The organism is Corynebacterium sputi DSM 45148 (genome assembly GCF_000427865.1).
GTDB classification, from domain to species: Bacteria; Actinomycetota; Actinomycetes; order Mycobacteriales; family Mycobacteriaceae; genus Corynebacterium; species Corynebacterium sputi.
This window is the reverse complement of the sequence record NZ_ATYV01000005.1, coordinates 137,939-161,424: the sequence shown is the minus strand read 5'-3', so window position 1 is coordinate 161,424 and position 23,486 is coordinate 137,939. Positions and strand designations below refer to the sequence as shown.

Genomic DNA, 23,486 nt, shown 5'->3' with positions numbered 1-23,486 from the left:
TACTCCTTGGGCCGCTCTCGGTCATGACATGCTGTGGATCGGATACTTGGACTGCAACGCTTGCTGCATCGATCGGATGACTGTGAAGGCGTCACGCAAGTGAGTCCGCTCAAGTTTCGAGAGCGTGTCAGGGTCCACTTTATTGTTCGGCTCATGCCCGGCATTGACCTCTCTGCCTTGGTTTTTCATGTTGACTGAGGCTAGGAAGTCGAATGCGTCAATGAGGTTAGCGGCGCCTTTCCGGGAGACAGTGCCAGAACCGGCGGCAGCACGAAGCCGCTCCCGAGTTCCGATCTGAGGAAGCGCTCCGACCACCGCAAACAAGCGAGCCATCTGGACAACTGCTGCGATTCCGCCCTTTTTAACGTCGAGAGTATTGGCGTGTGTACCGCCCTTTTCGAGGACTAATCCACGGAACAGTCCAAGGGGCGGTTCACGATACGCGGCAAGTTTGGCCAGATGGGCGTGGAGTCGGCGGCTGTTGGATGCGATCGGCACGTAGGAGGCTCTGAGCTCATCGACTAGATCTTGCGGTCCATGAACTCCGCGGATGTCGAAAAACGTCTGGGCGTGGAGCAGCGCATCCGGGTCCGGTGCGGCCACCCACCGGTTGTACGTCAGTTCCCACTGGTACAAGGTCATCCGCCATTGCGGGTTCTTCGCCATCATGTCGCCTGGGCAGAGCCGGTATCCGCACTCGGCGAGGTTGTCGCACACGAACTCAGACAACTGCCGGAAGTAGTCTCCATGCTGGGCTTCGTCATATGAATTGTCGAGGACAATGCCGTTGTCCTGGTCCGAGGCCAGACCCATTTCCCGGCGCCCCTGTGAGCCAATCACTACAAACGCATACGGCACCGGCGCAGGTCCAAACTTCTCCTCTGCAAGCACAAGCAGTCTGCGGGTGACTGCATCGGCAGTGCTGGTGAGCAGCCGGGAAATCTCATCCGGGCCAAAGCCTCGGTCGACGAATCCGCCGATGATTCTTCTGGCGTTCGCAGCGGTCTGCGCGATGTCGGCGATCTCAGTCTTCCTGGACAGTAGCGCCGTAGCGTAGACCGGATCAGTCTGGAGGCTGCGCAGGAGGTCGCCAATCACGACCATTCCTTGCACCTTGCCATCACCGGTCACGGGCAGATGGTGGTATCCGCGTTCGGACATCAGCAGCATCGCTTCGAAGGCGAGCAGTCCAAGGGTGACCGATTGTGGGTCCGGAGTCATCACCTCTGACACTGGCAGGGAGGTGTCTACGCCGGCAGCTATGACTCGCCGACGAAGGTCACGGTCGGTGATGATTCCCACGAGTCCGACATCGGGAGGAGGTCCGTCTCCCTCAGCTCCTCGAACAATGAGGAGCGAGGACACGTTGCGGTCTGTCATCAACTGGGCTGCGTCCCGAATGCTGGTCTCCGGCGACGACATGACCACTCGATCAGACATGAGGTCGGAGACCTGGGTCCGCAGCGCACTAGTCGCCGCAGTAGACCGCAAAGATGAGGCAACAGCTCGAATCCTGGAGTTTTCGCCGCCGTAGAACCGTGCGACCTCGACGTACCGTCCACATAAATCGGTGAAAACGTCTGAGTGCATCACCAGCAGGAGTGAGTCTTCTACTGCCGTCATCGTGTAGAGCGACGGTTCATGGGACATCAGGGTCGAGTACCCAAAGTGGTCTCCGACATCGCGACGGTCCAGGATCGTCCCGGTGTCGTCGAAGAGGTCAACCAGGCCTGACCGCACCACGAATACGTCATCGTTGGGTCGGCCGAGGGTGACGATCTCCTCGCCACGGCGCGCATAACGCACGGTTAACTTCGCAGGGATACCTGCGAGTTCACTCCCCGGGAGGTCAGAGAAGGGCGGTGTCTCCTCGAGAAACTGCCGAATCTCGTCGAGTTCTACAGACATGAAGCCGCCTTTACTGTTTGAGAAGCAAAACGCTGCCTCCGAGACTAGTCAGCTAATAGGGGGTGCAGGCTCTCGCCCACACCCCCGAATCCCCCGACGCAGACTGGACTACGCGCTGATCGAGGCTGCGATCCGGTCGCCGATCTCGACAGTTGAGATCGCGCCGCTGCCACGGGAAGACAGGTCTGACTCGACTGCAGCTTCGATACGTACAGCGTCGTCCTCGCGGCCAAGATGGCGTAGCAACATCGCCGCGGACAGGATCGCGGCGGTCGGGTCAGCGATGCCCTTGCCAGCGATGTCCGGTGCCGAGCCGTGGACCGGCTCGAACATGGACGGATTGGTGCCAGAGGCATCGATGTTGCCGGAGGCCGCCAGACCAATACCGCCGGAAATGGCACCTGCTTCGTCCGTGATGATGTCGCCGAAGAGGTTGTCGGTGACGATCACGTCGAAACGTGAGGGGTCGGTGACAAGGTAGATGGTCGCAGCATCGATGTGCGCGTAGTCGACCTCGACCTCTGGGTACTCAGCTCCAACGGCATCAACGGTGCGCTGCCAGAGGCTGCCGCCGAAGACCAAAACGTTAGTCTTGTGCACGAGGGTCAGCTTCTTGCTGCGGGTCATGGCCAGCTCGAAGGCGTAGCGGACGACACGCTCAGCACCGAAGCGGGTGTTCACAGAGGTCTCGTTGGCGACCTCCTGCGGAGTGTCGACGCGGATGGCTCCACCGTTTCCGGTGTACGCACCCTCGGTTCCCTCGCGCACGACGACGAAGTCGATCTCGCCGGGGTTCTTCAGCGGGGACTCGACCCCCGGGAACAGACGGGACGGACGCAGGTTCACGTGATGATCGAGTGCGAAGCGCATCTTGAGCAGCATGCCGCGCTCGAGGATTCCCGGCGGGACCTTCGCCGGATCGCCGATGGCACCGAGCAGGATCGCGTCGTGCTCGCGCAGGGAGGCAAGGTCGTCGTCGGTGAGCAGTTCACCGTTGCGCTGGTAGCGGCGGCCACCAAGGTCGTATTCGGTGGTGTCGAAATCTCCGATGGTGGCGCGCAGGACTTTCAGGGCCTCTGCAGTGACCTCGGTACCGATACCATCGCCGGGAATAACGGCGATCTTCAACGTCCCGCTCTCATTGGTGCTCATGTGATGGGAAACCTTTCTCACTATATGGACTTAGTGAGTGTAACAAAGCCCACCAAGGCACTCCGCGAAACCTGCCGACCACGTCAGAGCGCCGCCAGCGCCCCCTGCCACACCCGACGGGGGCACCCGAACCACGTGTGACGAACTTGGCTTTTGCGATAGCTGTGGGACAAGGCACACAATGGGAACACCGTAACCCGTAGTCGTCACATCAACTACGTGCGGCGGAGAACTCAACAACTGATGCGGGCCCCGCCTCTCCCACCGAGTCGCAGTCGGGCCTGAACACCATCCATACAGGAGGCCCAATGTCGGAACGTATTGCTCACCAGGGTTTGCGCGGAAAGGTCATGTCCGCAGACGAAGCTTCAGGCTTCGTGAAGCCGGGCGACCAAATCGGATTCTCCGGATTCACCGGTGCCGGCTACCCCAAGGTCCTGCCGGGTGCAATTGCCAAGCGCATCACTGAGGCAACGGATCGTGGTGAAGAGTTCCGTATCAACGTCCTCACCGGTGCGTCAACCGCACCGGAGCTGGATGCCGTTCTGGCAGAGACCGGCGGCGTCAACTGGCGCATGCCGTACCAGGGTGACGCTTCCATGCGTCGCGCTATCAATGACGGAACTTCCTACTACTCAGACATCCACCTCTCGCACTCGGGACAGATGACGTCCCAGGGCTTCTTCGGTGACGTCGACGTTGCCATCGTCGAGGCTGTGCGAATCCGTGAAGACGGCTCCATCGTCCCCTCCTCCTCCGTCGGCAACTCAGTGAACTTCCTCGACGCCGCAAAGCGCATCATCATCGAGATCAACGAATGGCAGTCCCTGGGCCTCGAGGGAATGCATGATATTTGGATGCCCGGCATCGCACCGAACCGCAGCATCGTGCCGATCGAGAACTCCGGCGACCGCATTGGTTCCGGCTCCATCGCAATCGACCCAGACAAGGTCGTGGCGATCGTCAACACCAACGCACCGGACCGTAACTCTGAGTTCAAGCCGCTTGATGATGACTCCAAGATGATCGCAGGTCACCTCATCGATTTCCTCGGCAACGAGGTCACGCAGGGACGTCTGCCGGAGAACCTGCTGCCGCTACAGTCCGGTGTCGGAAACATCGCTAATGCCGTCCTCGCTGGTCTGCTGGACTCCCCGTTCGAGAACCTGACGTCCTACACCGAGGTCATTCAGGACGGCATGGTGGACCTGCTCGACAACGGCACCATGTCTGTCGCCTCGGCTACCTCCTTCGCGCTCTCCCCCACCGCCGCAGAGCGCATGAACGACAAGGCCGAGGACTACGCCAAGAAGATCATTCTGCGCCCGCAGGAGGTCTCCAACGCAGGTGAAGTCATCCGCCGACTGGGCGTCATCTCCTGCAACGGTCTGATCGAAGCCGACATCTACGGCAACGTTAACTCCACCCACATCATGGGTACGAAGATGATGAACGGCATCGGCGGTTCCGGTGACTTCACCCGCAATGCCTACATCTCCACCTTCGTATCCCCGTCCACCGCTAAGGGCGGCGACATCTCGGCGATCGTTCCTATGGTCTCCCACGTCGACCACCACGAGCACGACGCAATGGTCATTATCACCGAGCAGGGCCTGGCAGATCTGCGTGGTCTGGCTCCGCGTCAGCGCTCCCGCGTCGTCATCGAAAACTGTGCCCACCCGGACTACAAGGCAGCGCTCCTCGAGTACGTCGAGCGCGCCGAGTCCAGCGGACAGTCCGGCATGCATACCCCGCACGACCTTCGTGAGGCCCTGGGCTGGCACCAGCGTTTCGTCGAGACCGGCACCATGAAGGCCTAGTCTTCACCGCCAGGTCGATTTGACCGAGCACAAAGGGGGCGGCTTCCGGAATTGAATCCGGGAGCCGCCCCCTTTTTCGTATTTAAAGAGCTGCCCTCGCTCAGGCACGTCCCTTCGACCATGCGGACCACAGGCCCGCGTAGCGGCCGCCGGCCCTCACCAGCTCCTCGTGGGTGCCGTTCTCCACGATCCTGCCGTCATCCATCACTATGACGCGGTCGCACTGAGAGGCCTGATCCAACCGGTGTGCCACCACAAGCGCGGTGCGGCCTCGGACAACTTCCTCCGCAGCACGCGCTAACTCACCTGTGCCAGATGAACCTGCCTCAGCAGTGGCTTCGTCAAGGACGACCACCGGCGGATCAGACAGCAACAACCGCGCCAGCGCTACCTGTTGAGCCTGGACGGGGTTGAGGCGATGCCCGCCATGACCTACCTGGGTGTCGAGCCCTTCCTCCAGCCGTGAGACCCATTCGGTTGCCCCGACCCGCTCCATAGACTCGGTGATATCCGCCTCCGAAGCATCAGGATTCGCCAGGGTCAGATCTTCTCGAAGAGTGCCGTCAAAGACGTATACCTCCTGGGTCACCAAGGCCACCGCCTTGCCGCGGGCGCCCTCTGTCTCTTCGGTCATGTCTGCACCAGCGACTCGGACACTCCCCGAATCAGCGACCCGCAGGCCCGCGATGATCGCCGCCAGAGTGGACTTGCCAGCACCGGAAGCTCCCACAAGTGCGACAGTCGTTCCCGGCTCGATTCGAAGGTTCACGTCTGTCACTGCAGATCCGCGGCCATAGGAGAAGGAGACGTCGTCAAGCACGACGCCTTTATCTGGCTCCGGGACAACCTCCCCCGGATGTTGGGGTTTCTCACGGAGCACACCGACGATTCGGGTCAGAGAAGTAGCGCCGGACTGGGCGATGTCCAGGGACATCACCATCCGAGTCATCGGTCCAAAGAGTCGCATGAAGAGCAACATCGCGGCTGTAGCGCCACCGACGGTCGTGAGATCTGCGCGAACCAGGTAGAACCCGATCACCAGGGTAACGGCCATTCCGAGGAACTCGGCGAAGTGCATGCGGGCCATGATCATGTTGGAGGTAATTCGCACGTCGACGCCATGGCGGACGACCTTCCAGCTCCACTCGACCACCCCGATGCGACGGAGCTTCTCCAGGCGAAATGCCCGAACAGCAGGCAAGCCCTGAATTGTTGACAACAGAACTCGGGCGCGCTCAGCCATCGCTGCGCGCTCTGCCGCGTACACCGCTGGCGCGTACTTCAGGTAACTCCGTACCGCGAGGTACTGCACCGGGAACACAAACAGGAATGCCAGCATGAACCAGGGGTTGACGGTACCAACGCCGACGATGGAGACCAGAACCGTGAAGAACGCACCAGCCGCGATCGGCAGAATTGAGGTCACTGCCTCGGAGACCTGCGCGACATCGTCGGTGCCACGAGAGACCACATCACCGGTACCGGCCCGCTCAACACGTTCCACCGGGAGACCAAGGGTGGTGGACACCATGTCCTCGCGGATCTCAGCGATCGCGCTCTCTGCCAGACGGGCGGCCATCACGAAGCCAACGGCAGAAAGGATTGCGCCAACGACCACGGCAGCGACCATACGAGCAGCCAAATTCCAGAGGTCCCCGGTGGTGCCGTGTTCATTGACTACGTCGACCACCTGGCCCATGTACCTCGGCACGAGGACTCCGCACCATGCGGCGGCGATAAGTACGGCTACCGTGGCCCACAACATCCGGCCCCGGCCACGCATGAGGTGACGCAATTCGCGGAGGGTCTCTCCTGCACCGGCCACCGGGAAGCGGTCCGCAGCTGTCTCGGCAGAGCGGGTGTCCTCCAAAAATGAGGGGCGTAGCTTTGCGAAAGTATTCGTCGGTGGCTTCACCTTGCTACCTCCATTTCAGCGGCCCATGCCGGTGCCGAGGTGAGTACGACCGTTGTCTGTCCCTGGCGGTACTTCGACACGCCGTGTGCAACCTGCTGTTCCGTGACAGAGTCAACCGCGGTCGTGGGGTCAGACAACACGAGAACCTCTGGGTTTGCCAGCAATGCCCGAGCTAAAGCCAGTCTCTGACGCTGTCCGCCAGAGAGCATGACTCCGGCATCACCGATACGAGTGTCCATGCCGTCCGGCAGTACCTCGATGACGTCGGCACAGCCAGATGCCACCAATGCAGCGTCGATCTGTGCACCGGAGGCTTCCGGATCCACAGCCAGCAGATTCTCGATAACCGTTCCGTCAAAGAGATCTGCGGTGTGCGGCGCCACGATCATCCGTTCAATGACCTGGTCTAGGTCCGCGTCATGCAGATCCACTCCGGCGATGCGGTAGTGTCCCGGATCCGGCCTGGTGGACAGGGTCAGGTTCTTGCAGACCAATGCCGCTGTACCGGCATCCATTTTCATGACGGTGTGAGAGCCAGCGGGGACGACGGTGCCGTCGATAAGCACGTCACTTCCCTGCGGGAGGCGCAGCCCATCCTCTTCCACTGCGTACGGCTCGCGAAGCAGGCCAAGGACGCGCTCCGCAGAGGCGACCGACGAGGCCCACAGCGCGGAAGCGTTGCGGCCAAGAGCGGTCATCGGATCGATGATGAACTGAGCCAGGCCAACCACCGTGATGAGCTCACCGATGGTGAGGTGGCCTTGCAGCGCAGCGACACCGGATCCAACGGCGACGGCGGTCACGAACAGTCCACCGAGGACCTCAACCGAACCAATCAGCTTCGACTCGGAATCGACAGCCTTGAGTGTCGCTCCCAGCGCATCCTGAGACCTACCCCGATAGCGTCCCGACGCCGTCCTCCTGGCACCAAGACCTGCCAGCGTACGGAAACCGGTGACCAGGTCAGTGGCACTTGCTGCTGCCTTCGCCACTGCGGCCTGACGTACTCCGACCTTCTTCCGCAGCGGTCGACCGGCGGCCATGGAGCCCCAAGTAATAAGGAATCCACCAATAAGAACAGACAGTCCCACCGGCACCGAAACCCAGAGCAGGATGATCGAGGCGAAGATCAGCGCAGCGATCTCAGCAATGGGGCGCAGTCCGAGCATGACGGCGCGGGCTGTGTTCTGCGAGTCGATCGTCGAGATCGCTAATAGTGTCCCGGGCGGCCTGGTGTTGTCCTTGAAACCGCGGCGATCGATAATTCGGTCTGTCAACTGCATACGGAGCGTGTGATCGACCTCCAGCATTGCCAACGCTCCGAGGCGCCCGCCGAACCGAGCGACGATGTCCAGCACCAAAAATACGCCGGCGAGAATGCCGATCCACGTCCACAACTGGCCGCTGTTGCCGGTACTAATCGCAGTATCGACGGTTCGACCGGCGATCACCGGCACCAGAGCCTCACAAACCTGGTGCCCGATCATCAGGAACATCGCGGGCACCGATAACTGTGGTCGGCCAAACATCACCCTCAGTTGGTATCGATTGGGCGTGGTTGTCGCGCCGTACCTGGGGGCTGCCATCACCGGTGGTCTCGGCGGAGCGGTTATCAGGGGCAATTGGTGACCTTCCGTCATGGTTTCGTCAACTCGCTAACCATACCCTTAGTTAGGTCAGGTACCTGCGCAACCCCCGCTTCCCGAAGGCCCCCTCACGCACAACGCCGACCGCCCCCGCAAGGGGAACGGCCGGCGTGTGTTGAACCGGGGCTTAGTGCCTACGCGAAGTTGAGCTGCAGGGTGCGCTCTGCCTCGATGGCGTTGCCGAGCTCCTCGAGGATCTCCTCCGAGACCTCGCTGTCGACGCGCAGCACCAGCATGGCGTTCTCGCCGTCAGACTCCTGGGACAGGGCGGCGGCTTCGATGTTGATGCCGTTCTTGCCCAGTGCCAGGCCAACCTTGCCGAGTGCGCCCGGCTGGTCGGTGTAGGTGAGGAACAGGTTACGGCCCTCAGAGCGCATGTCCAGGCCACGACCGTTGATGCGGACGATCTTCTCCACGCGGTCCAGACCCGACAGGGTTCCGGCGACGGTGGCCTTCGCACCGTTGGAGGCGACGAGGTTCACCTCCAGCAGCGAGCGGTGGGAGACGGACTCCGGCTCGGTGGAGACGGAGATCTCCAGGCCGCGGGACTCGGCGATTGCCGGAGCGTTGACGAAGGTCACCGGCTCATCCACGACTGCGGAGAACAGGCCACGGGCGGCGGCCATACCGAGGATCTCAACGTCCTCAGTGGAGAGCTCACCGCGAGCGACGACCTCTAGGGAAACCGGCGGGCCCTCAAGCAGTCCACCGGCGAGGATGCCGAGCTCACGGGAGAGCTCCATCCACAGGGAGACCTCTTCGCCAACGGCACCACCGGTGACGTTGACGGCCTCGGGCACGAATTCGCCAGCCAGAGCCAGGAGAACGGACTTGGCGACATCGGTGCCGGCGCGATCCTGTGCCTCAGCAGTGGAAGCACCCAGGTGCGGGGTGGAGACAACCTGCGGAAGCTCGAACAGCGGGGAGTCGGTGCACGGTTCGGTCTCGTAAACGTCGAAGCCTGCGCCCCAGATATTGCCGGCCTTGATCGCGTCAGCCAGTGCCTGCTCGTCGACGAGGCCACCGCGGGCGGCGTTAATGATGATCTGGCCCTTCTTGGACTTAGCGAGCATCTCGGCGTCGAACATGCCAGCGGTCTCTGCGGTCTTCGGCAGATGAATGGTGACGAAGTCAGAGCGACCCATCAGCTCATCGAGCTCAACGAGCTCGACACCCATCTGTGCGGCGCGAGCCGGGTTCGCGTACGGGTCGTAGGCGATGATCTCGGTCTCGAAGGCTGCCAGTCGCTGTGCGAAGAGCTGCCCGATGTGGCCGAAGCCGACGATGCCGACGGTCTTGCCGAAGATCTCAACACCCTTGAAGGAGGAGCGCTTCCACTCGCCGTCACGCAGGGTCGCGTCAGCCTGCGGGATCTGACGTGCTGCGGAGAGCAGCAGCGAGATCGCGAGCTCACAGGCCGAGTGAATGTTGGAAGTCGGGGCGTTAGCCACCATCACTCCGCGCTTGGTGGCGGTCTCAATGTCGACGTTGTCCAGGCCGACACCTGCGCGACCAACGATACGAAGCTGAGGCGCGGCCTCCAGGACCTCGGCGTCCACGGTGGTGGCGGAGCGCACCAGCAGGGCGTCGGCGTCCTTCACGGCCTCGAGAAGTTCCGGACGGTTCGGACCGTCCACCCAGCGAACCTCAACCGAATCACCGAGGGCATCCACGGTGGACTGTGCGAGCTTGTCGGCGATGAGGACGACGGGACGGGAATTCTGACTCACGAGTTCTCCTGACAAATGTGAAGTTCCAGGACAATTCAACACGACCGCGCCGAAAAGCCTGGGCCCACGCCTTTCCTGCGCGCGGGCCCGGAGAAGGGCATGCGAGGTGGCGTACGACAGTGGACAGCTTAGTACGTTCTTACTCCGCTGACCCATCAACTCCCATAAAGAATCAAGAGAACACTGTACGCAGACAGTTTGTTATGCATATCAGAATTGCAGTAACGTGCGTCACTCCGTGCTTACTCCGTTAGCTGTCCGAGTGTCACGGCCGATTTCCACCACGATCAGGAGAGTTCATGCACCCCCCTTGCTGAATCGTTTCAGACCCCAGTGGGTCTGACGATCATCGGCCTCGGAATTATCGTCGTCACCGTCGGTATTCTGCTCCGAGGAAAATCCAATCCCACGGTGGTGATGTCCCTCGTCCCAGTCCTCGGTGCGCTTGTCGCCGGTTACAGCCTTGCCGATGTCAGTGACTTCTTCGGCTCGGGCCTTGGCTCGGTGATGAGCGTCGTCGTGATGTTCATCTTTGCGATCATCTACTTCGGCATTCTCAGCGATACCGGTCTCTTCACTCCACTAGTGCGCGGACTGATCATCGCCACCCGCGGAAACCCGATCTTGGTCGCGCTTGGCACCGCAGCAATCGGAACCGTCGTCCACCTCGATGGTGCCGGCGCAACGACATTCCTGATCACGATCCCGGCTCTGTTGCCTCTCTACAAGGCCATGCACATGAGCCGGTACATCCTTCTGGCGATCATCGCACTGGCTGCCAGTGTGATGAATATGGTGCCGTGGGCTGGTCCGGTCGGACGTGCATCCTCAGTCATCGACCAGACCCCGGTCGAGCTGTGGCTGAATATTCTGCCGATGCAGGGTGTCGCCCTGATCCTCGTGTTCTTTATCGCTGCCTTCCTCGGTTGGCAGGAACAGCGACGCATCGCGAAGCTTCGCCAATCACCCGACTTCATCGGCACCGGCGACGTAAACGTGAACGCCATCGCCGAGGACTTCGCTGAGCGCGAGAAGAAGAAGATCGCCGAACTGGGGATCACGATTCGCAAGGGTCGCTGGGTCACCATCTTCAACATCGTGTTGTCGATGATCATGCTGGTCATTCTGATGAGCGGTGCCATGGAGCCCGGCCCAGTCTTCCTGATCGGTACTGCTATTGCCCTCATTGTGAACTTCCCGCAGTCCAGCGAGCAGGCCGACACCATGAAGCGCCACGCGCCGAATGCTCTGTCCATGGCTGGCGTCATTCTCGCGGCGGCAATGTTCTTGGGTGTCCTCAACGAGACGGGCATGCTGGAACAGATCTCCCTGAGCTTGATCGCAGTCTTGCCTGCGGCTGTCGGCGCGCAGCTCCACATCATCGTGGGTTTGCTCGGTGTTCCGCTGGATCTGTTGACGTCCACTGACGCCTACTACTTCTCCTTGCTGCCCGTGGTCCAGGAGACCGTGGCTACCTACGGCGTAACCGGTACCGGAGCAGCCTCGGCGCTGATCCTCGGCAACATCATCGGTACCTTCGTCAGCCCGTTCTCCCCCGCCCTGTGGCTGGCCATCGGACTGTCCGGCGCCAGCATCGGCAAGCACATCAAGGTCACCTTCCCCATCGCATGGGTCTTCGGTGCACTCCTGGTCCTGCTGGCCATGCTCTTCGGCCTCACCGCCTGATGTACCTACTCTGACGCACAGAGCTGCGGGCCCCTCACCGATCACTGGTGAGGGGCCCGCTATTTGCATAACCCCCTGTATCTACACGCGGCCGTTGCCAATTATCTGATCGAGGTCACGAGGAGTGAAACTGGTGGAGATGCGGCCAACAGCGCACAAGATCTCGATAGACAACTCCCCATGGGGACAACCTTTCCGCGTAGCGCGAACACCCGGCAGACCCTGCACAGCGAACGCGGATAAGCAACGACTAAAGGTTCTCGCCGCACGCACACAGGGCAATGCTCCCACCGGGTTTCGTCCCTCAACCCGTCACTGACACTTGGGCATAAGAAAACCTCCCGGTGTGCCGTGCCGTACTTACGACACCTCCACACCAGGAGGTTCCCGTGCAATGCGGTTAGAGCCCTATAGCCAGCGACTTTACCGGATGCGGCTGGGGCGACAGACGCTACTTACTGGTAGGTGACCACCCATGGAGTCGGGTAGACGTCCGCGGTCTCCTCCGGCGTGAACATCGGCTGATCCTCATCAATGAAGTTCTTCCAGGCCGGGAACATCTCCGGAGGCAGATCGTCGACGAGGAGGTTCCACGTCGCGAGCTTTTCGCTCGGAGTTCCGTGGCCGTCCGCATGCAGGACGAAAGACAGCTCCGGATGATCCACGTTGACGCGATCTCGGTCAGGAATCATGTCGATGCGGAACTGGTGCAGCAGGAACATCTTCTGCGGGAGGTTGTTCTCCCGGGTGAGCTCCGCCAACCACTCGGAGACCTCATTGATCTCGTCAGCTTCAACGTGACCGATCACCTGGCCGGGTGCTTCGCCATTTGGCATCCGCCATTCAGGATCCAGAGCGAGGCCGACGTTCGGGCGCTTAAGCAGATCCTCGATCTGCTTGGCCTGATCCAAGAACGTGGCGTGTCCGGGCTGAAGGTCAAGGACGACGTAACCGCCGGCCTCCGTGATTGCATCGATGTACGGCTCCAGCGTCTGCGAGTCTGCAATTCCGGAGTATGTGCCATCGTCGCCGGGCTCAGAGTGCGCGATCGAGGTAATGACCTCAAACATCGGCACAACCGGCTCATCGACGAATTCACCGTATGCCTCAGCACGTGCGGTCGCGTCAGCGACGGCCTCTTCCGGAGATTCCTCACCCATCACGCCGAGAACTGGCGCTCCGGGGTGTCCGTACACCGCAACCATGCGACGACCGGGGAACAACATCTGTCCGCCACCGGCAATGTCGAGCTCAGGGATCGACTCGTCAGCGGCGAGGTCAATGTGGCGCTTGAGGCGCTCTTCATCACCGAATGCGCTGCCCAGCGCGATGACAGCGCGGCCTTCGCGAACTGCAGCGATTGACTCACTGGTCGCACGGGGATCCGGGGTGGCCAGGTACATGACGTCCTGTCCCGCCGCGCGTGCAGTAGCAATGGTGCTCACGGATGTCTCAGCAGAGGCGAATACAACGATGTCGTCGTGGCCGGTCACGCTCAGGGACGGGATATCAACCTCGTCATCGCCAGAGCCTGCGCCGTCGATCTCCGGTGCCGAGGGCTTGTCGCGATCCATCTCAGAGATATCCCGGGCCAAGTTCACGGACGTCTCGGCAGTGGAGAAGTCCGTGCCAGTCAGCTGGGTAGCCCCATCATTGGTGCCGTCATCAGCCACGACGGTGCGGTCGCCCAATGCTTCTGCATCGACGTCCCCAACAGTGATGACGTGCGTGGTCGACAACCGGTCGAGCTCTTCGCGGATGTCCTCCGCGGATTCGCCAAGGTCTGCGTTGGTCCAGTAATGGAGCTCATCGCTCTCTGCCTGCGCCTCCTGAACAGATTCCAGCGGATCAACTTCGCTAAGTTCATCGATGCGCTGCTGCGCGAAGGCGTCAGTCTCTTCATTCTGCAAGAGCAACATGGGGGCACCGGCTGCGACTGCAATCGCGGCCGCCCGGTGCTCGTTTTCCGGACCTGCAGTCGACACGACCATCAGGTTGGACTCGTTGAGGAAAGCGCGAGTTGCATCGCCCGGATTGTCGACGACAGTGGGCTCGGACGGCGTCATTGCCTTCGAGACACCCTCTTCATCGGTTCCGCACGCTACGAGAGCGGTCGATCCCAGAATTGCGGCTCCGACTAACGCGGTAAGTTTCGTAAGCCTGGTACGTAAACTTCCGCGGGTGGCTGTGACTGCCAAGGTTCCCTCCGAATGCTGAAATGCACGGTATGTTCCTTGGCAACGCTATCTTACGAGTCACCCGTTCCAGGGATAGAGTACGAAAAATCCACCCGGAGCACATGCTCCGGGTGGGATGTCGATCTGATCAGATCAGATTACGCGGTTGCGTCCAGCGGGTTCTTGACCCAGGACATGAGGTCGCGAAGCTTGGTTCCGGTGACCTCGATCGGGTGCTTAGCGTAGTCCTCACGCAGGCCCTCGAGCTCCTTGTTGCCACCCTCAACGTTGGCGATCAGGCGCTTGGTGAAGGTGCCATCCTGGATGTCCTTGAGGATGCCCTCCATGCGGACCTTGGTGTCGGCGTCGATGACGCGCGGGCCGGAGATGTATCCACCGAACTCAGCGGTGTCAGACACCGAGTAGTTCATGTTGGCGATGCCGCCCTCGAACATGAGGTCAACGATGAGCTTGAGCTCGTGGAGGCACTCGAAGTAGGCCATCTCCGGCTCGTAGCCGGCCTCAACCAGAACCTCGAAGCCGGTCTTGACGAGCTCCTCGGTGCCGCCACAGAGAACAGCCTGCTCACCGAACAGGTCGGTGACGGTCTCGGCCTCGAAGGTGGTCGGGATGACGCCGGCGCGAGCACCACCGATAGCTGCCGCGTAGGACAGAGCCAGGTCGCGGCCCTCGCCCTTCGGGTCCTGGTCGATGGCGATCAGGCAGGGCACGCCCTTGCCGTCGACGAACTGACGGCGGACCAGGTGGCCCGGGCCCTTCGGGGCAACCATGCCGACGGTGATGTTATCTGCCGGCTCGATCAGACCGAAGTGGACGTTCAGACCGTGGCCGAAGAACAGTGCGTTGCCGTCCTCCAGGTTCGGTGCGATGTCTTCCTTGTAGACCTGAGCCTGGGTGGTGTCCGGGACCAGGACCATGAGGACGTCTGCCCATGCGGCTGCCTCAGCGTTGCTCTTGACCTCGAAGCCGGCCTCCTTGGCCTTCTCTGCGGACTTGGAGCCCTCGCGCAGGCCGATGACAACCTCGACACCGGAATCGCGCAGGTTCTGGGCGTGTGCGTGGCCCTGGGAACCGTAACCGAGGACGGCGACCTTACGGTTCTGGATGATCGACAGGTCAGCGTCGGCTTCGTAGAAAACTTCAATAGCCATAGGGGTTCTTTCGCCTTTCAAAAAGCGGTCGAAAATTGTGCGTGAAAGCCGTAGCAGTCGCGATCGATTATAGACCCGAAACTACGGAGTGTTGCCGTCAGGCTCGGTTGGAGAGCATCGGCTTCGGGCCGCGAGACATTGCGACGACACCGGACTCGATTAGCTCGCGGATGCCGAAAGGCTCGAGCACCTCCAGAAGAGCCTGCAGCTTGGAGGGCTGTCCGGTCGCCTCGATAACGACAGAGTCCGGCGAGACGTCAACGACGCGGGCCCGGAATAGGGCTGCAGCGTCAACGACCTGGGGACGGTCAGCCGCGTCTGCGGAGACCTTCACCATCAGCAGGGCCCGAGAGACGGACTGCTCGTCCGGCTGACGGACGACCTTCAGAACGGGAATCAGCTTATTGAGCTGCTTCGTGATCTGCTCGATGGGCATCTCGTCGGTCTCCACGACCAGGGTGATGCGGTTGACGCCATCAACCTCAGTCTGACCGGACGTAATCGACTGGATGCTGAACCCGCGACGGGTGAACATTCCGGCGATTCGGACCAGGATGCCGGGCTCATCGAGCGTCAGCACCGACAGGGTGTGCAAGTCTGCCATTGTGGTTTCCTTCCTCTTGTCGCGAGCTTCAGCGGCTCTGGGTATTCGGATTTGCCGCATCCAGGTCTGAGACAGCCTCGTGGATGTCTGCAGGCTCATCGGCGGCGGACATTTCCTCGTCAAAGAGCGGACGCATACCGAGAACGTGCTGGATCTCGTCGTTCGAGACACCGGCGGCGACCATCGGCCACACCTGGGCATCTTCACCGACGATGAAGTCGATGACGACCGGGCGGTCGTTGATCTGGCGGGCCCGCTCAATCGCCGGCGCCACCTCCTCCGGCTTGGTCACGCGGAAGGCCACGCAACCGAGTCCCTCGGACAGCTGAACGAAGTCCGGGACATAGGAATTGTCCTGGGGGCGCAGCTTGGTGTTCGAGTAGCGCTGGTCATAGAACAGGGTCTGCCACTGACGGACCATGCCGAGGTTGCCGTTGTTAATCAGGGCCACCTTGATCGGGAAACCTTCGACTGCGGCAGTGGTCAGCTCCTGGTTGGTCATCTGGAAGCAACCGTCACCATCGATAGCCCAAACCTCCTTGGAGGGATCTGCAGCCTTCGCACCGAGAGCTGCCGGGACGGCGTAGCCCATGGTTCCGAGTCCACCGGAGTTCAACCACGTACGCGGGTTCTCGTAATCGATGAACTGTGCGGCCCACATCTGGTGCTGACCGACACCGGCGGCGTAAATGGCCTCCGGTCCGGCGATCTGCGAGAGCTGCTGCAGGACGAACTGCGGAGACAGCGAGCCATCGGCCTGTTCTTCCCATCCGAGCTCGAACTTCTCTTTGAGCTCTCCAAGATCGCGCTTCCACTCCTTCATCGAAGGAAGGGGAAGGTCGAGGTCGGAGTAGACGTCGAGAAGCGAAGATAGAACCTCACGGGCGTCACCGACGATCGGGACATCAGCTTCGCGAATCTTGCCGATTTCAGCCGGATCGATGTCAGCGTGAATGACCTTGGCGTTCGGTGCGAAGGAGTCGAGCTTGCCGGTGACGCGGTCGTCGAAACGGGCGCCGATGGTAATGAGCAGGTCCGACTTCTGCAGCGCGGCGACCGCGGAAACACGGCCGTGCATGCCCGGCATTCCCATGTGCAGCTCATGGCTGTCCGGGAAAGAACCACGGGCCATCAAAGTGGTGACAACCGGAACCCCGGTGTACTCAGCGAAGGCACGGAGCTCAGCGGAAGCGTCAGCTTTGATAACGCCGCCACCGATGTAAAGGACCGGGCGCTCGGCCTCGGAGATCATCCGAACCGCTTCCTCGATCTGACGAGCGTGCGGGGTACGGACCGGGCGGTAACCAGGCAGGTCCACTGCCGGCGGCCAGCTGAAGTCAATCTCAGCGGACTGCAGATCCTTGGGGATGTCGACCAGAACAGGACCCGGTCGCCCGGAGGACGCGAGGTGGAATGCTGCTGCGATCGTGCGCGGGATGTCCTCAGCCTCGGTGACCATGAAGTTGTGCTTCGTGATCGGCATGGTCACGCCACGGATATCCGCTTCCTGGAAAGCATCAGAGCCCAGCAGCGGTCGGCCGACCTGACCGGTGATCGCGACGACCGGGACCGAATCCATCTGGGCGTCCGCAAGTGGGGTCACCAGGTTGGTAGCGCCGGGGCCGGAAGTAGCGATGCAGACGCCGACCTTGCCGCAGACCTGTGCGTAACCGGTGGCGGCGTGGCCGGCACCTTGCTCGTGGCGCACGAGGACGTGGCGAACTTTCTTGGAATCGAAGAGCGGATCGTAGAGGGGCAAAATCGCGCCTCCCGGGATACCGAACACCAGATCGGCGTCAAGCTCCTCGAGGCTCCGAACGATCGCCTGGGCGCCGGTGAGGCGCTCCGGGGCACTGCGTCGGGCCTGGGCGGCGACTGTAGCTGGGGATGGGGATTTGCCGGGGGCGGCGGTCATGCTGATGCGCTCCTCGTTTCGGGTGAAGGTGGCCGCGCGGTTGACGGTTCATGGGAGCCGGTTCCCGCTTGTTCGAGCTTGCAGTCTAGAGAGGATCCGGAGGCCGGGGCCCCGAATTTTCCCTTCACGACAGTTAAGCCCGTCACATGAGTGAAACCTTAGTGTCCACATAGTGGACAGTCAATCTCACTGGTTGAACATGGGGACCCCTAACCCGCGCCCCCTCACTCAGATTTCCTTAGGAAACACGCCCCGTTGTTTACGAATCGGCGTGCACAGCTCTCAGAAATCTTCGATACGGTCGCGGGCATGGATTTCCTCTTCTACTTACTGCGCGGCATCTGGGTATGGATCGCGACGACCGGTTTCGGCGCTGCGGCCCTGGTAGTACTACTCCTCCTGATACCCAGGATCCGGCGGTACATCATTGCGGTGGTCTCGCGAAGACTCCACGGTGATCCAGAAGACAAGAAGGGACAAAAGGCGCTCATCGGCGCCATCGTTTACGCGATTGAACTTGTCGCTTACTTCGTCCTGGTCATTAATCTTCTCGAGACACTCGGCATATCGATCGGTGCCGCCGTTGTCCCCGCGACCATCGTGTCCGCTGCCCTTGGTTTCGGTGGCCAGGACCTAGTGAAGGACCTACTCGGTGGTGTGTTCATCATCGTCGAGAAGCAGTACGGAGTCGGCGACTGGGTTGAGTTCCACACTCCGTCCGGCACTGTTCAGGGTGAGGTTGTGAACCTGACTCTGCGTGCCAGCACGATTCGTACGCTCAACGGCGAAGAAGTGATCATCCCGAATGGTGACGCGAAGATGAGCGTCAACTACTCCTCCCGCTGGTCACGTGCCGTCATCGACATCCCGGTACCGCTGACCTCCGGTGGATCGATGTCTGAACTGGAGCGCCGCACTCTGGCAGCCGCTGAAGATGCTGTCGACAAGGAAGACGTTCGCGGCTCCCTGCGCTCTGACCTGAGCATCCAGTCCTCTACGTCACTGAATCCCCCGACAGCAGCAGGCCAGTCTTGGACTGTAAACCTGCGCATGATCATTGACACTGACCCGGGCGACCAGTGGAAGGTTGAGCGCGCCGTTCGTTCCGCCATCATCGACACGTGGTGGGAGGACTATGGCGAGCGCATGCCGACCGCGCTGATGCCTAACCGCGATCAAGTGCTCTCCTACATGGGCTCGGACAACTCGGCCCAGCAGAGCATTGCGGGCACGTCGACGAACGAGCAGGCCTGGTCGAATGACACCGACCCAGCCTCCGGGCGCCGCCTGCCCACCGAGGCAGAAGTCGATGCCGCACGAGCCGATGACCCTGCCGGTGACGGAAAGAAGCGAGCGGAGAATATCGCCGCGGTCGCAGAGGAATACGGCGGAGAGGCCGAAGGTCTTCTTGTCGATGACACGGAGGCAACTGCAGTACATGAAGCCGTCTCAGATGAGACGGCCGTGTACGCAGCCGAGGATGACACTGCCGAAAAGAAGCCCGATAGCCTAGCCGTGCCCAAGCGGAAGCTCCGCGAGGTACTTTCTGCAGGCGGTCGGGCCCGTCAGTCAACTGTCGTACTGATCATTCTCTTCTTCCTCTTCTCAGCACTGAACGTAATGTCGATGGAGCAGGAAGAAGGCTCGGATAACCCGTCCGGTTGGCTCGCTCCGAGCCGGTTTGCCGGTAGCGAGACCACCACCGAAGAGACTACGACTGAAGTTACGGAAAACTCGAACTTCACCGACCAGACCGGTACGGAAACCGCGAACCCTGACCAGACGAACCAACCTGGCGTCGACGGCAACCAGAACAACCAGCAGGGCCAGACGAACCAGCCGAATCAGCCCAATCAGCCTGCACAGCCGGGTCAGACCGGCCAGAATAACACCCAGGAACCGCAGCCTGATCAGGAAGGCAACGCGGCTCCGCAGGAGGGTGCGGAGCCACAGGAAGACTCGCTGTAACGGCCTAAGGCCGATGCAATACGATTGGACACCATGAGCTCTGAGACCAGCCCGTCAGCCGTTGCACACGACGGAAGTATCACCCCGACGAGGATCCGACCCCAGAAGATCCATTACCTGGGCGTGGCTTTTCTTTTCCTTCTCGTGTTCATCGCGCTCGGGTTCTCCACCCCGTGGCTGTACTGGACTCCACTGGTTCCGCTCCTTTACATCGTGTGGATTGAACGGGTGCGGACTACCATCTCCGATTCCGGTATTTCAGCGACGTATCTGTTCCGTCCCGAGAAGTTCATGTCCTGGGATGACTTCCGGGGCATCCTGTTCGACAAGCGTGGTCGGGGCATCGCTGTCTCCAAGGACGACGAGGACCCGGACAAGGCCACGAGGTTCGCTCTCCCGGCGGTGTCATTCAACTCGCTTCCCGAGTTGAGCAAGGTCACCGGCGGCCGGATCCCGGATCCAATCACCGCAGGCATTGACGCCAGGGACGAACAGGTCGAGGTCTTCGACCGCGAGGGCTACTCCGTGTTGAAGGACAAGTCCGAGGTCGATTCGACCCAGGTCTACACCGAACACGTAAAGCGCCCGGAGGCTCCTGGCCGCTCCGAGTAGCCGGCACACGACCCTCTCCCCTATCCCATAACGTGGACACCATTGTCCATGTTGTGGGATAGACGTTATTATTGACGTGATCCCCTGTTGGGGTAACCCATCGACCAACAACAAGGAAGGGCAGCCCATGATCCCCCTTCGCTCAAAGGTCACCACGTCCGGTCGCAACGCGGCCGGTGCACGGTCCTTGTGGCGCGCAACCGGTATGATCGACTCCGACTTCGGCAAGCCGATCATCGCCATTGCGAACTCCTACACCCAGTTCGTTCCCGGACACGTGCATCTCAAAGATGTCGGTGACATTGTCGCCGAGGCCGTCGTCGAAGCAGGCGGCGTCCCGCGCGAATTCAACACCATCGCGGTCGATGACGGCATCGCGATGGGTCACGACGGCATGCTCTATTCCCTCCCCTCCCGTGAAATCATCGCGGACTCGGTGGAGTACATGGTCAACGCGCACACCGCTGACGCGCTGGTCTGCATCTCTAACTGCGACAAGATCACCCCGGGCATGCTCAATGCTGCGATGCGCCTTAACATCCCGGTTGTATTCGTCTCCGGCGGCCCGATGGAATCCGGTGAGTCCGTCGTCATTAACGGAGTGGTCAAGCCCGGTTCGGACCTCATCTCCGCCATCTCTGCTTCCGCGGACGAGAATGTCAACGACAAGCAGCTGTTGGAGATCGAGCAAGCCGCCTGCCCGACCTGCGGTTCCTGCTCCGGTATGTTCACCGCCAATTCGATGAACTGCCTCACCGAGGCTCTCGGCCTTTCGCTGCCGGGCAACGGTTCAACGCTGGCCACCCAGGTCGCTCGCCGCAACCTGTTCCTCAAGGCTGGCGAGACCATCGTCGATATCGCCAAGAAGTACTACGACGAGGGCGACGAGTCGGTTCTGCCCCGCAACATCGCGACGCGCGAGGCCTTCGAGAATGCCATGGCCCTCGACGTCGCCATGGGTGGTTCCACCAACACGGTTCTGCACATCCTCGCAGCCGCGCTAGAGGGCGAAATCGACTTCGACCTCGAGGACATCGACCGCATTTCGCGGAACGTGCCGTGCCTGGCGAAGGTCGCTCCGAACTCCCCGGACTACTACATGGAGCACGTGCACCGTGCCGGCGGAATCCCCGCCATCCTCGGTGAGCTGCGACGCGGCGGACTACTGAACACCAACGTGCGTTCGGTCCACGCCCCGACCATGGAGAAGCATCTCGACGACTGGGACATCCGCGGAGGCAAGGCCACCGACGAGGCCATTGAGCTGTTCCACGCTGCCCCGGGTGGCGTCCGAACCACTGAGCCGTTCTCTACGGACAACCGCTGGGAGTCGCTAGACACCGACGCTGAGGATGGCTGTATCCACTCCGTCGAGCACGCGTACACGGTCGAAGGTGGACTGTGTGTGCTGCGCGGAAACATCGCTCAGAACGGTGCAGTCCTCAAAACCGCCGGCATCGATGAAGAGCAGTTCCACTTCGAGGGCACCGCCCGCGTTGTGGAGAGTCAGGAGGAGGCGGTCCACGTCATCCTCAAGCGCATCCTGCAGCCGGGCGAGGTTCTGTTCGTGCGGTACGAGGGCCCGGCAGGTGGCCCGGGTATGCAGGAAATGCTGCACCCGACGGCCTTCATCAAGGGCGCCGGCCTGGGCAAGGTTTGTGCATTGGTCACTGACGGCCGCTTCTCCGGTGGCTCGTCCGGACTTTCCATCGGTCACGTCTCCCCCGAGGCCGCCGCCGGTGGTGCAATCGGTCTGGTTCGCAATGGAGACCCGGTGTACATCGACGTCGGAGAGCGACGCCTGGAGATTCTCGTCTCTGACGAGGAGCTCGACGACCGCCGTGCGGAAGAACTAAAGCGCGACAAGCCGTTCAGCCCGGTCAAGATCCGCCCACGCAAGATCACCAAGGCACTGAAGGCGTACGCCAAGATGGCATCGTCCGCAGACCTCGGCGCGATCCGAATCGTGGACTGAGCACCTCAATTGATCAGGCGGGCACCCTCCGCCACACATGAGAAAGGCCCGGGCATCAGCCCGGGCCATTTTTCATGCCTTCTACGTCAGTAGATCTCTAGAAAGCGACTGGCAGCGAACCGGTTACCAACCACCATGCACCGATCGCGACGCCGACAGCGACGATGACGAAGATCCACGAACTGGCCAGCGGACGGCGCGACCAAGTACGCGAGAAGTCCAGCCCGTACATTCCTGGGCCGGTGAACTGGATGGCCAGCGCGGCGATAGTCAGGATGAGATAGAGCTGCAGCAGGCCACCGTTGTCCCCATCAAGGAAATTCCAGCCGGTGCTGTTCTCGGCTGCTGCAGTCATCATCTGGAAGGACGTAGCCACGAGCGCCAATGCGGCGCCGAGCGGTGTCGCCAGGCCTACCAGCAGCAGTACGCCAGCGATGATCTCAATGGCAGGCAGTGCCACGGCCACAACTACGGCGAAGCTCCAGCCCATCGAAATGTACTGATCCTGCAATTGAGTCAGGCTAGGGCCGCCACCGAATCCGATGAAGGTCGCCAGACCATGGAGAATCAGCAGTCCTCCGACGCCGATGCGCAGGAACAGCAGTCCGAGATCAGTAGTACCGCGACGATGCTCGGGAACTTCCTCGACGAGCGTTTCTTCGGTGACGACTGGTCCGGCCAGTCCAGCCCCAGCCGGACCTGCGGCAAACAAGTCGGTTTCCGCTGGCGTCCCAGTGGCGAAGTACTCGGTCTCTGCCACATCCGGGTTCGTGCCGCTGAATGCGTATTCGTTGTCGATTGAACCGGTACTGGCGGTCACCGCATCGCGCTCGGTCTCCATCGGGTCGTTGTACTTATCATCGTTGTTCTTCACGAGGTCCACCTCTTCTGGAGCAGGATTGTCATCGGGAATGTTGTCTTCTGAAACCACGATAGGCGCCATCTGGGTCGTTTCACTGTCAGAGCCAGAGGTGTCGCGGTGTCCACCGACCGTTCGGGGTTCTGCCCGCCCGGCTGCCTCGTACATTTGGTGCAGGACGTCGTCCACAGTCTTTTCGTGCTGCGGATTTCTGTCAGGCGTTGGATCCGGAGCCTGTTCAGGCGCCCGAGTGCGGTAGATGGGCACGGCGGAATCGTCGCCGGTGGCTGAACCGTGTCGAGTTGCCCGTTTCTCACTCACAGCTTTCACACTAGTTGACTTCCACA

15 protein-coding genes are annotated in these 23,486 nt (G+C 61.2%); 5 read left to right on the top strand and 10 right to left on the bottom strand.

The annotated features are described in order from the left end of the window. Positions 1-21 precede the first annotated feature (21 nt). Together YWU_RS0104575 and YWU_RS0104570 are read right to left on the bottom strand one after the other, a co-directional pair. The gene (locus YWU_RS0104575; protein ID WP_027019536.1) at positions 22-1,908 is read right to left on the bottom strand and encodes a DUF294 nucleotidyltransferase-like domain-containing protein; all 1,887 of its coding nucleotides are present in this window, start codon (positions 1,906-1,908) and stop codon (positions 22-24) included. A 108-nt stretch (positions 1,909-2,016) separates the two neighbouring features. Further along, positions 2,017-3,036: a 3-isopropylmalate dehydrogenase gene (locus YWU_RS0104570; RefSeq protein ID WP_027019535.1), complete on the bottom strand. Its 1,020-nt coding sequence runs from the start codon at positions 3,034-3,036 to the stop codon at positions 2,017-2,019. Between the two features lie 332 nt (positions 3,037-3,368). Here YWU_RS0104570 and YWU_RS0104565 point away from each other — a divergent pair, with 332 nt between their 5' ends. Continuing rightward, positions 3,369-4,880 (top strand): acetyl-CoA hydrolase/transferase family protein, encoded by a 1,512-nt coding sequence (locus YWU_RS0104565; RefSeq protein WP_027019534.1) that lies wholly within the window; start codon positions 3,369-3,371, stop codon positions 4,878-4,880. Between the two features lie 100 nt (positions 4,881-4,980). On the opposite strand, the gene YWU_RS0104560 is transcribed toward YWU_RS0104565, so the two are convergent. The 3 genes from YWU_RS0104560 to serA form a co-directional block, all read right to left on the bottom strand. Then, positions 4,981-6,795, bottom strand: a complete 1,815-nt coding sequence (locus YWU_RS0104560; RefSeq protein WP_240484051.1) for an ABC transporter ATP-binding protein — start codon at positions 6,793-6,795, stop codon at positions 4,981-4,983. Then, a complete protein-coding gene (locus YWU_RS15195) occupies positions 6,792-8,381 on the bottom strand; it encodes an ABC transporter transmembrane domain-containing protein (RefSeq protein ID WP_169718878.1) in 1,590 nt (529 codons plus the stop codon). Before YWU_RS15195 ends, YWU_RS0104560 begins: the two co-directional genes overlap by 4 nt. Before the next feature lie 194 nt (positions 8,382-8,575). Then, positions 8,576-10,171, bottom strand: a complete 1,596-nt coding sequence (gene serA, locus YWU_RS0104550; RefSeq protein ID WP_027019532.1) for a phosphoglycerate dehydrogenase — start codon at positions 10,169-10,171, stop codon at positions 8,576-8,578. A gap of 333 nt (positions 10,172-10,504) precedes the next feature. Here serA and YWU_RS0104545 point away from each other — a divergent pair, with 333 nt between their 5' ends. Continuing rightward, positions 10,505-11,857 carry a CitMHS family transporter gene (locus YWU_RS0104545; protein ID WP_027019531.1) on the top strand — a complete coding sequence of 451 codons (1,353 nt, stop codon included), beginning with the start codon at positions 10,505-10,507 and terminating at the stop codon, positions 11,855-11,857. Positions 11,858-12,312: 455 nt separating this feature from the next. Here YWU_RS0104545 and YWU_RS0104540 read toward each other — a convergent pair whose 3' ends face one another. The 4 genes from YWU_RS0104540 to YWU_RS0104525 all read right to left on the bottom strand — a co-directional run bounded on the left by YWU_RS0104540 (position 12,313) and on the right by YWU_RS0104525 (position 17,725). Continuing rightward, positions 12,313-13,923 carry a hypothetical protein gene (locus YWU_RS0104540; RefSeq protein ID WP_051260031.1) on the bottom strand — a complete coding sequence of 537 codons (1,611 nt, stop codon included), beginning with the start codon at positions 13,921-13,923 and terminating at the stop codon, positions 12,313-12,315. A gap of 269 nt (positions 13,924-14,192) precedes the next feature. After that, a complete protein-coding gene (gene ilvC / locus YWU_RS0104535) occupies positions 14,193-15,206 on the bottom strand; it encodes a ketol-acid reductoisomerase (RefSeq protein WP_027019529.1) in 1,014 nt (337 codons plus the stop codon). Between the two features lie 97 nt (positions 15,207-15,303). Continuing rightward, positions 15,304-15,810, bottom strand: a complete 507-nt coding sequence (gene ilvN, locus YWU_RS0104530) for an acetolactate synthase small subunit (RefSeq protein ID WP_027019528.1) — start codon at positions 15,808-15,810, stop codon at positions 15,304-15,306. A gap of 28 nt (positions 15,811-15,838) precedes the next feature. Further along, a complete protein-coding gene (locus tag YWU_RS0104525) occupies positions 15,839-17,725 on the bottom strand; it encodes an acetolactate synthase large subunit (protein WP_027019527.1) in 1,887 nt (628 codons plus the stop codon). Between the two features lie 309 nt (positions 17,726-18,034). Here YWU_RS0104525 and YWU_RS15190 point away from each other — a divergent pair, with 309 nt between their 5' ends. The 3 genes from YWU_RS15190 to ilvD all read left to right on the top strand — a co-directional run bounded on the left by YWU_RS15190 (position 18,035) and on the right by ilvD (position 22,280). Continuing rightward, positions 18,035-19,693 carry a mechanosensitive ion channel family protein gene (locus tag YWU_RS15190; RefSeq protein ID WP_156892714.1) on the top strand — a complete coding sequence of 553 codons (1,659 nt, stop codon included), beginning with the start codon at positions 18,035-18,037 and terminating at the stop codon, positions 19,691-19,693. A 33-nt stretch (positions 19,694-19,726) separates the two neighbouring features. Further along, a complete protein-coding gene (locus YWU_RS15185; protein ID WP_051260029.1) occupies positions 19,727-20,305 on the top strand; it encodes a PH domain-containing protein in 579 nt (192 codons plus the stop codon). Between the two features lie 127 nt (positions 20,306-20,432). Beyond that, on the top strand, positions 20,433-22,280 hold the full coding sequence (gene ilvD, locus YWU_RS0104510; protein ID WP_027019526.1) for a dihydroxy-acid dehydratase: 1,848 nt from the start codon (positions 20,433-20,435) through the stop codon (positions 22,278-22,280). A gap of 97 nt (positions 22,281-22,377) precedes the next feature. Here ilvD and YWU_RS17425 read toward each other — a convergent pair whose 3' ends face one another. Beyond that, on the bottom strand, positions 22,378-23,460 hold the full coding sequence (locus tag YWU_RS17425) for a DoxX family protein (protein ID WP_169718877.1): 1,083 nt from the start codon (positions 23,458-23,460) through the stop codon (positions 22,378-22,380). Between the last annotated feature and the right edge of the window lie 26 nt (positions 23,461-23,486).

What these genes read in the sequence shown, in the direction of transcription:
- YWU_RS0104575 (WP_027019536.1), bottom strand. Translation starts at nt 1,908, where the DNA reads ATGTCTGTAGAACTCGACGAGATTCGGCAGTTTCTCGAGGAGACACCG.
- YWU_RS0104565 (WP_027019534.1), top strand. Translation starts at nt 3,369, where the DNA reads ATGTCGGAACGTATTGCTCACCAGGGTTTGCGCGGAAAGGTCATGTCC.
- YWU_RS15195 (WP_169718878.1), bottom strand. Translation starts at nt 8,381, where the DNA reads ATGGCAGCCCCCAGGTACGGCGCGACAACCACGCCCAATCGATACCAA.
- YWU_RS0104540 (WP_051260031.1), bottom strand. Translation starts at nt 13,923, where the DNA reads ATGACGCCGTCCGAGCCCACTGTCGTCGACAATCCGGGCGATGCAACT.
- ilvC (WP_027019529.1), bottom strand. Translation starts at nt 15,206, where the DNA reads ATGGCTATTGAAGTTTTCTACGAAGCCGACGCTGACCTGTCGATCATC.
- ilvN (WP_027019528.1), bottom strand. Translation starts at nt 15,810, where the DNA reads ATGGCAGACTTGCACACCCTGTCGGTGCTGACGCTCGATGAGCCCGGC.
- YWU_RS0104525 (WP_027019527.1), bottom strand. Translation starts at nt 17,725, where the DNA reads ATGACCGCCGCCCCCGGCAAATCCCCATCCCCAGCTACAGTCGCCGCC.
- YWU_RS15190 (WP_156892714.1), top strand. Translation starts at nt 18,035, where the DNA reads ATGGATTTCCTCTTCTACTTACTGCGCGGCATCTGGGTATGGATCGCG.
- YWU_RS15185 (WP_051260029.1), top strand. Translation starts at nt 19,727, where the DNA reads ATGAGCTCTGAGACCAGCCCGTCAGCCGTTGCACACGACGGAAGTATC.
- ilvD (WP_027019526.1), top strand. Translation starts at nt 20,433, where the DNA reads ATGATCCCCCTTCGCTCAAAGGTCACCACGTCCGGTCGCAACGCGGCC.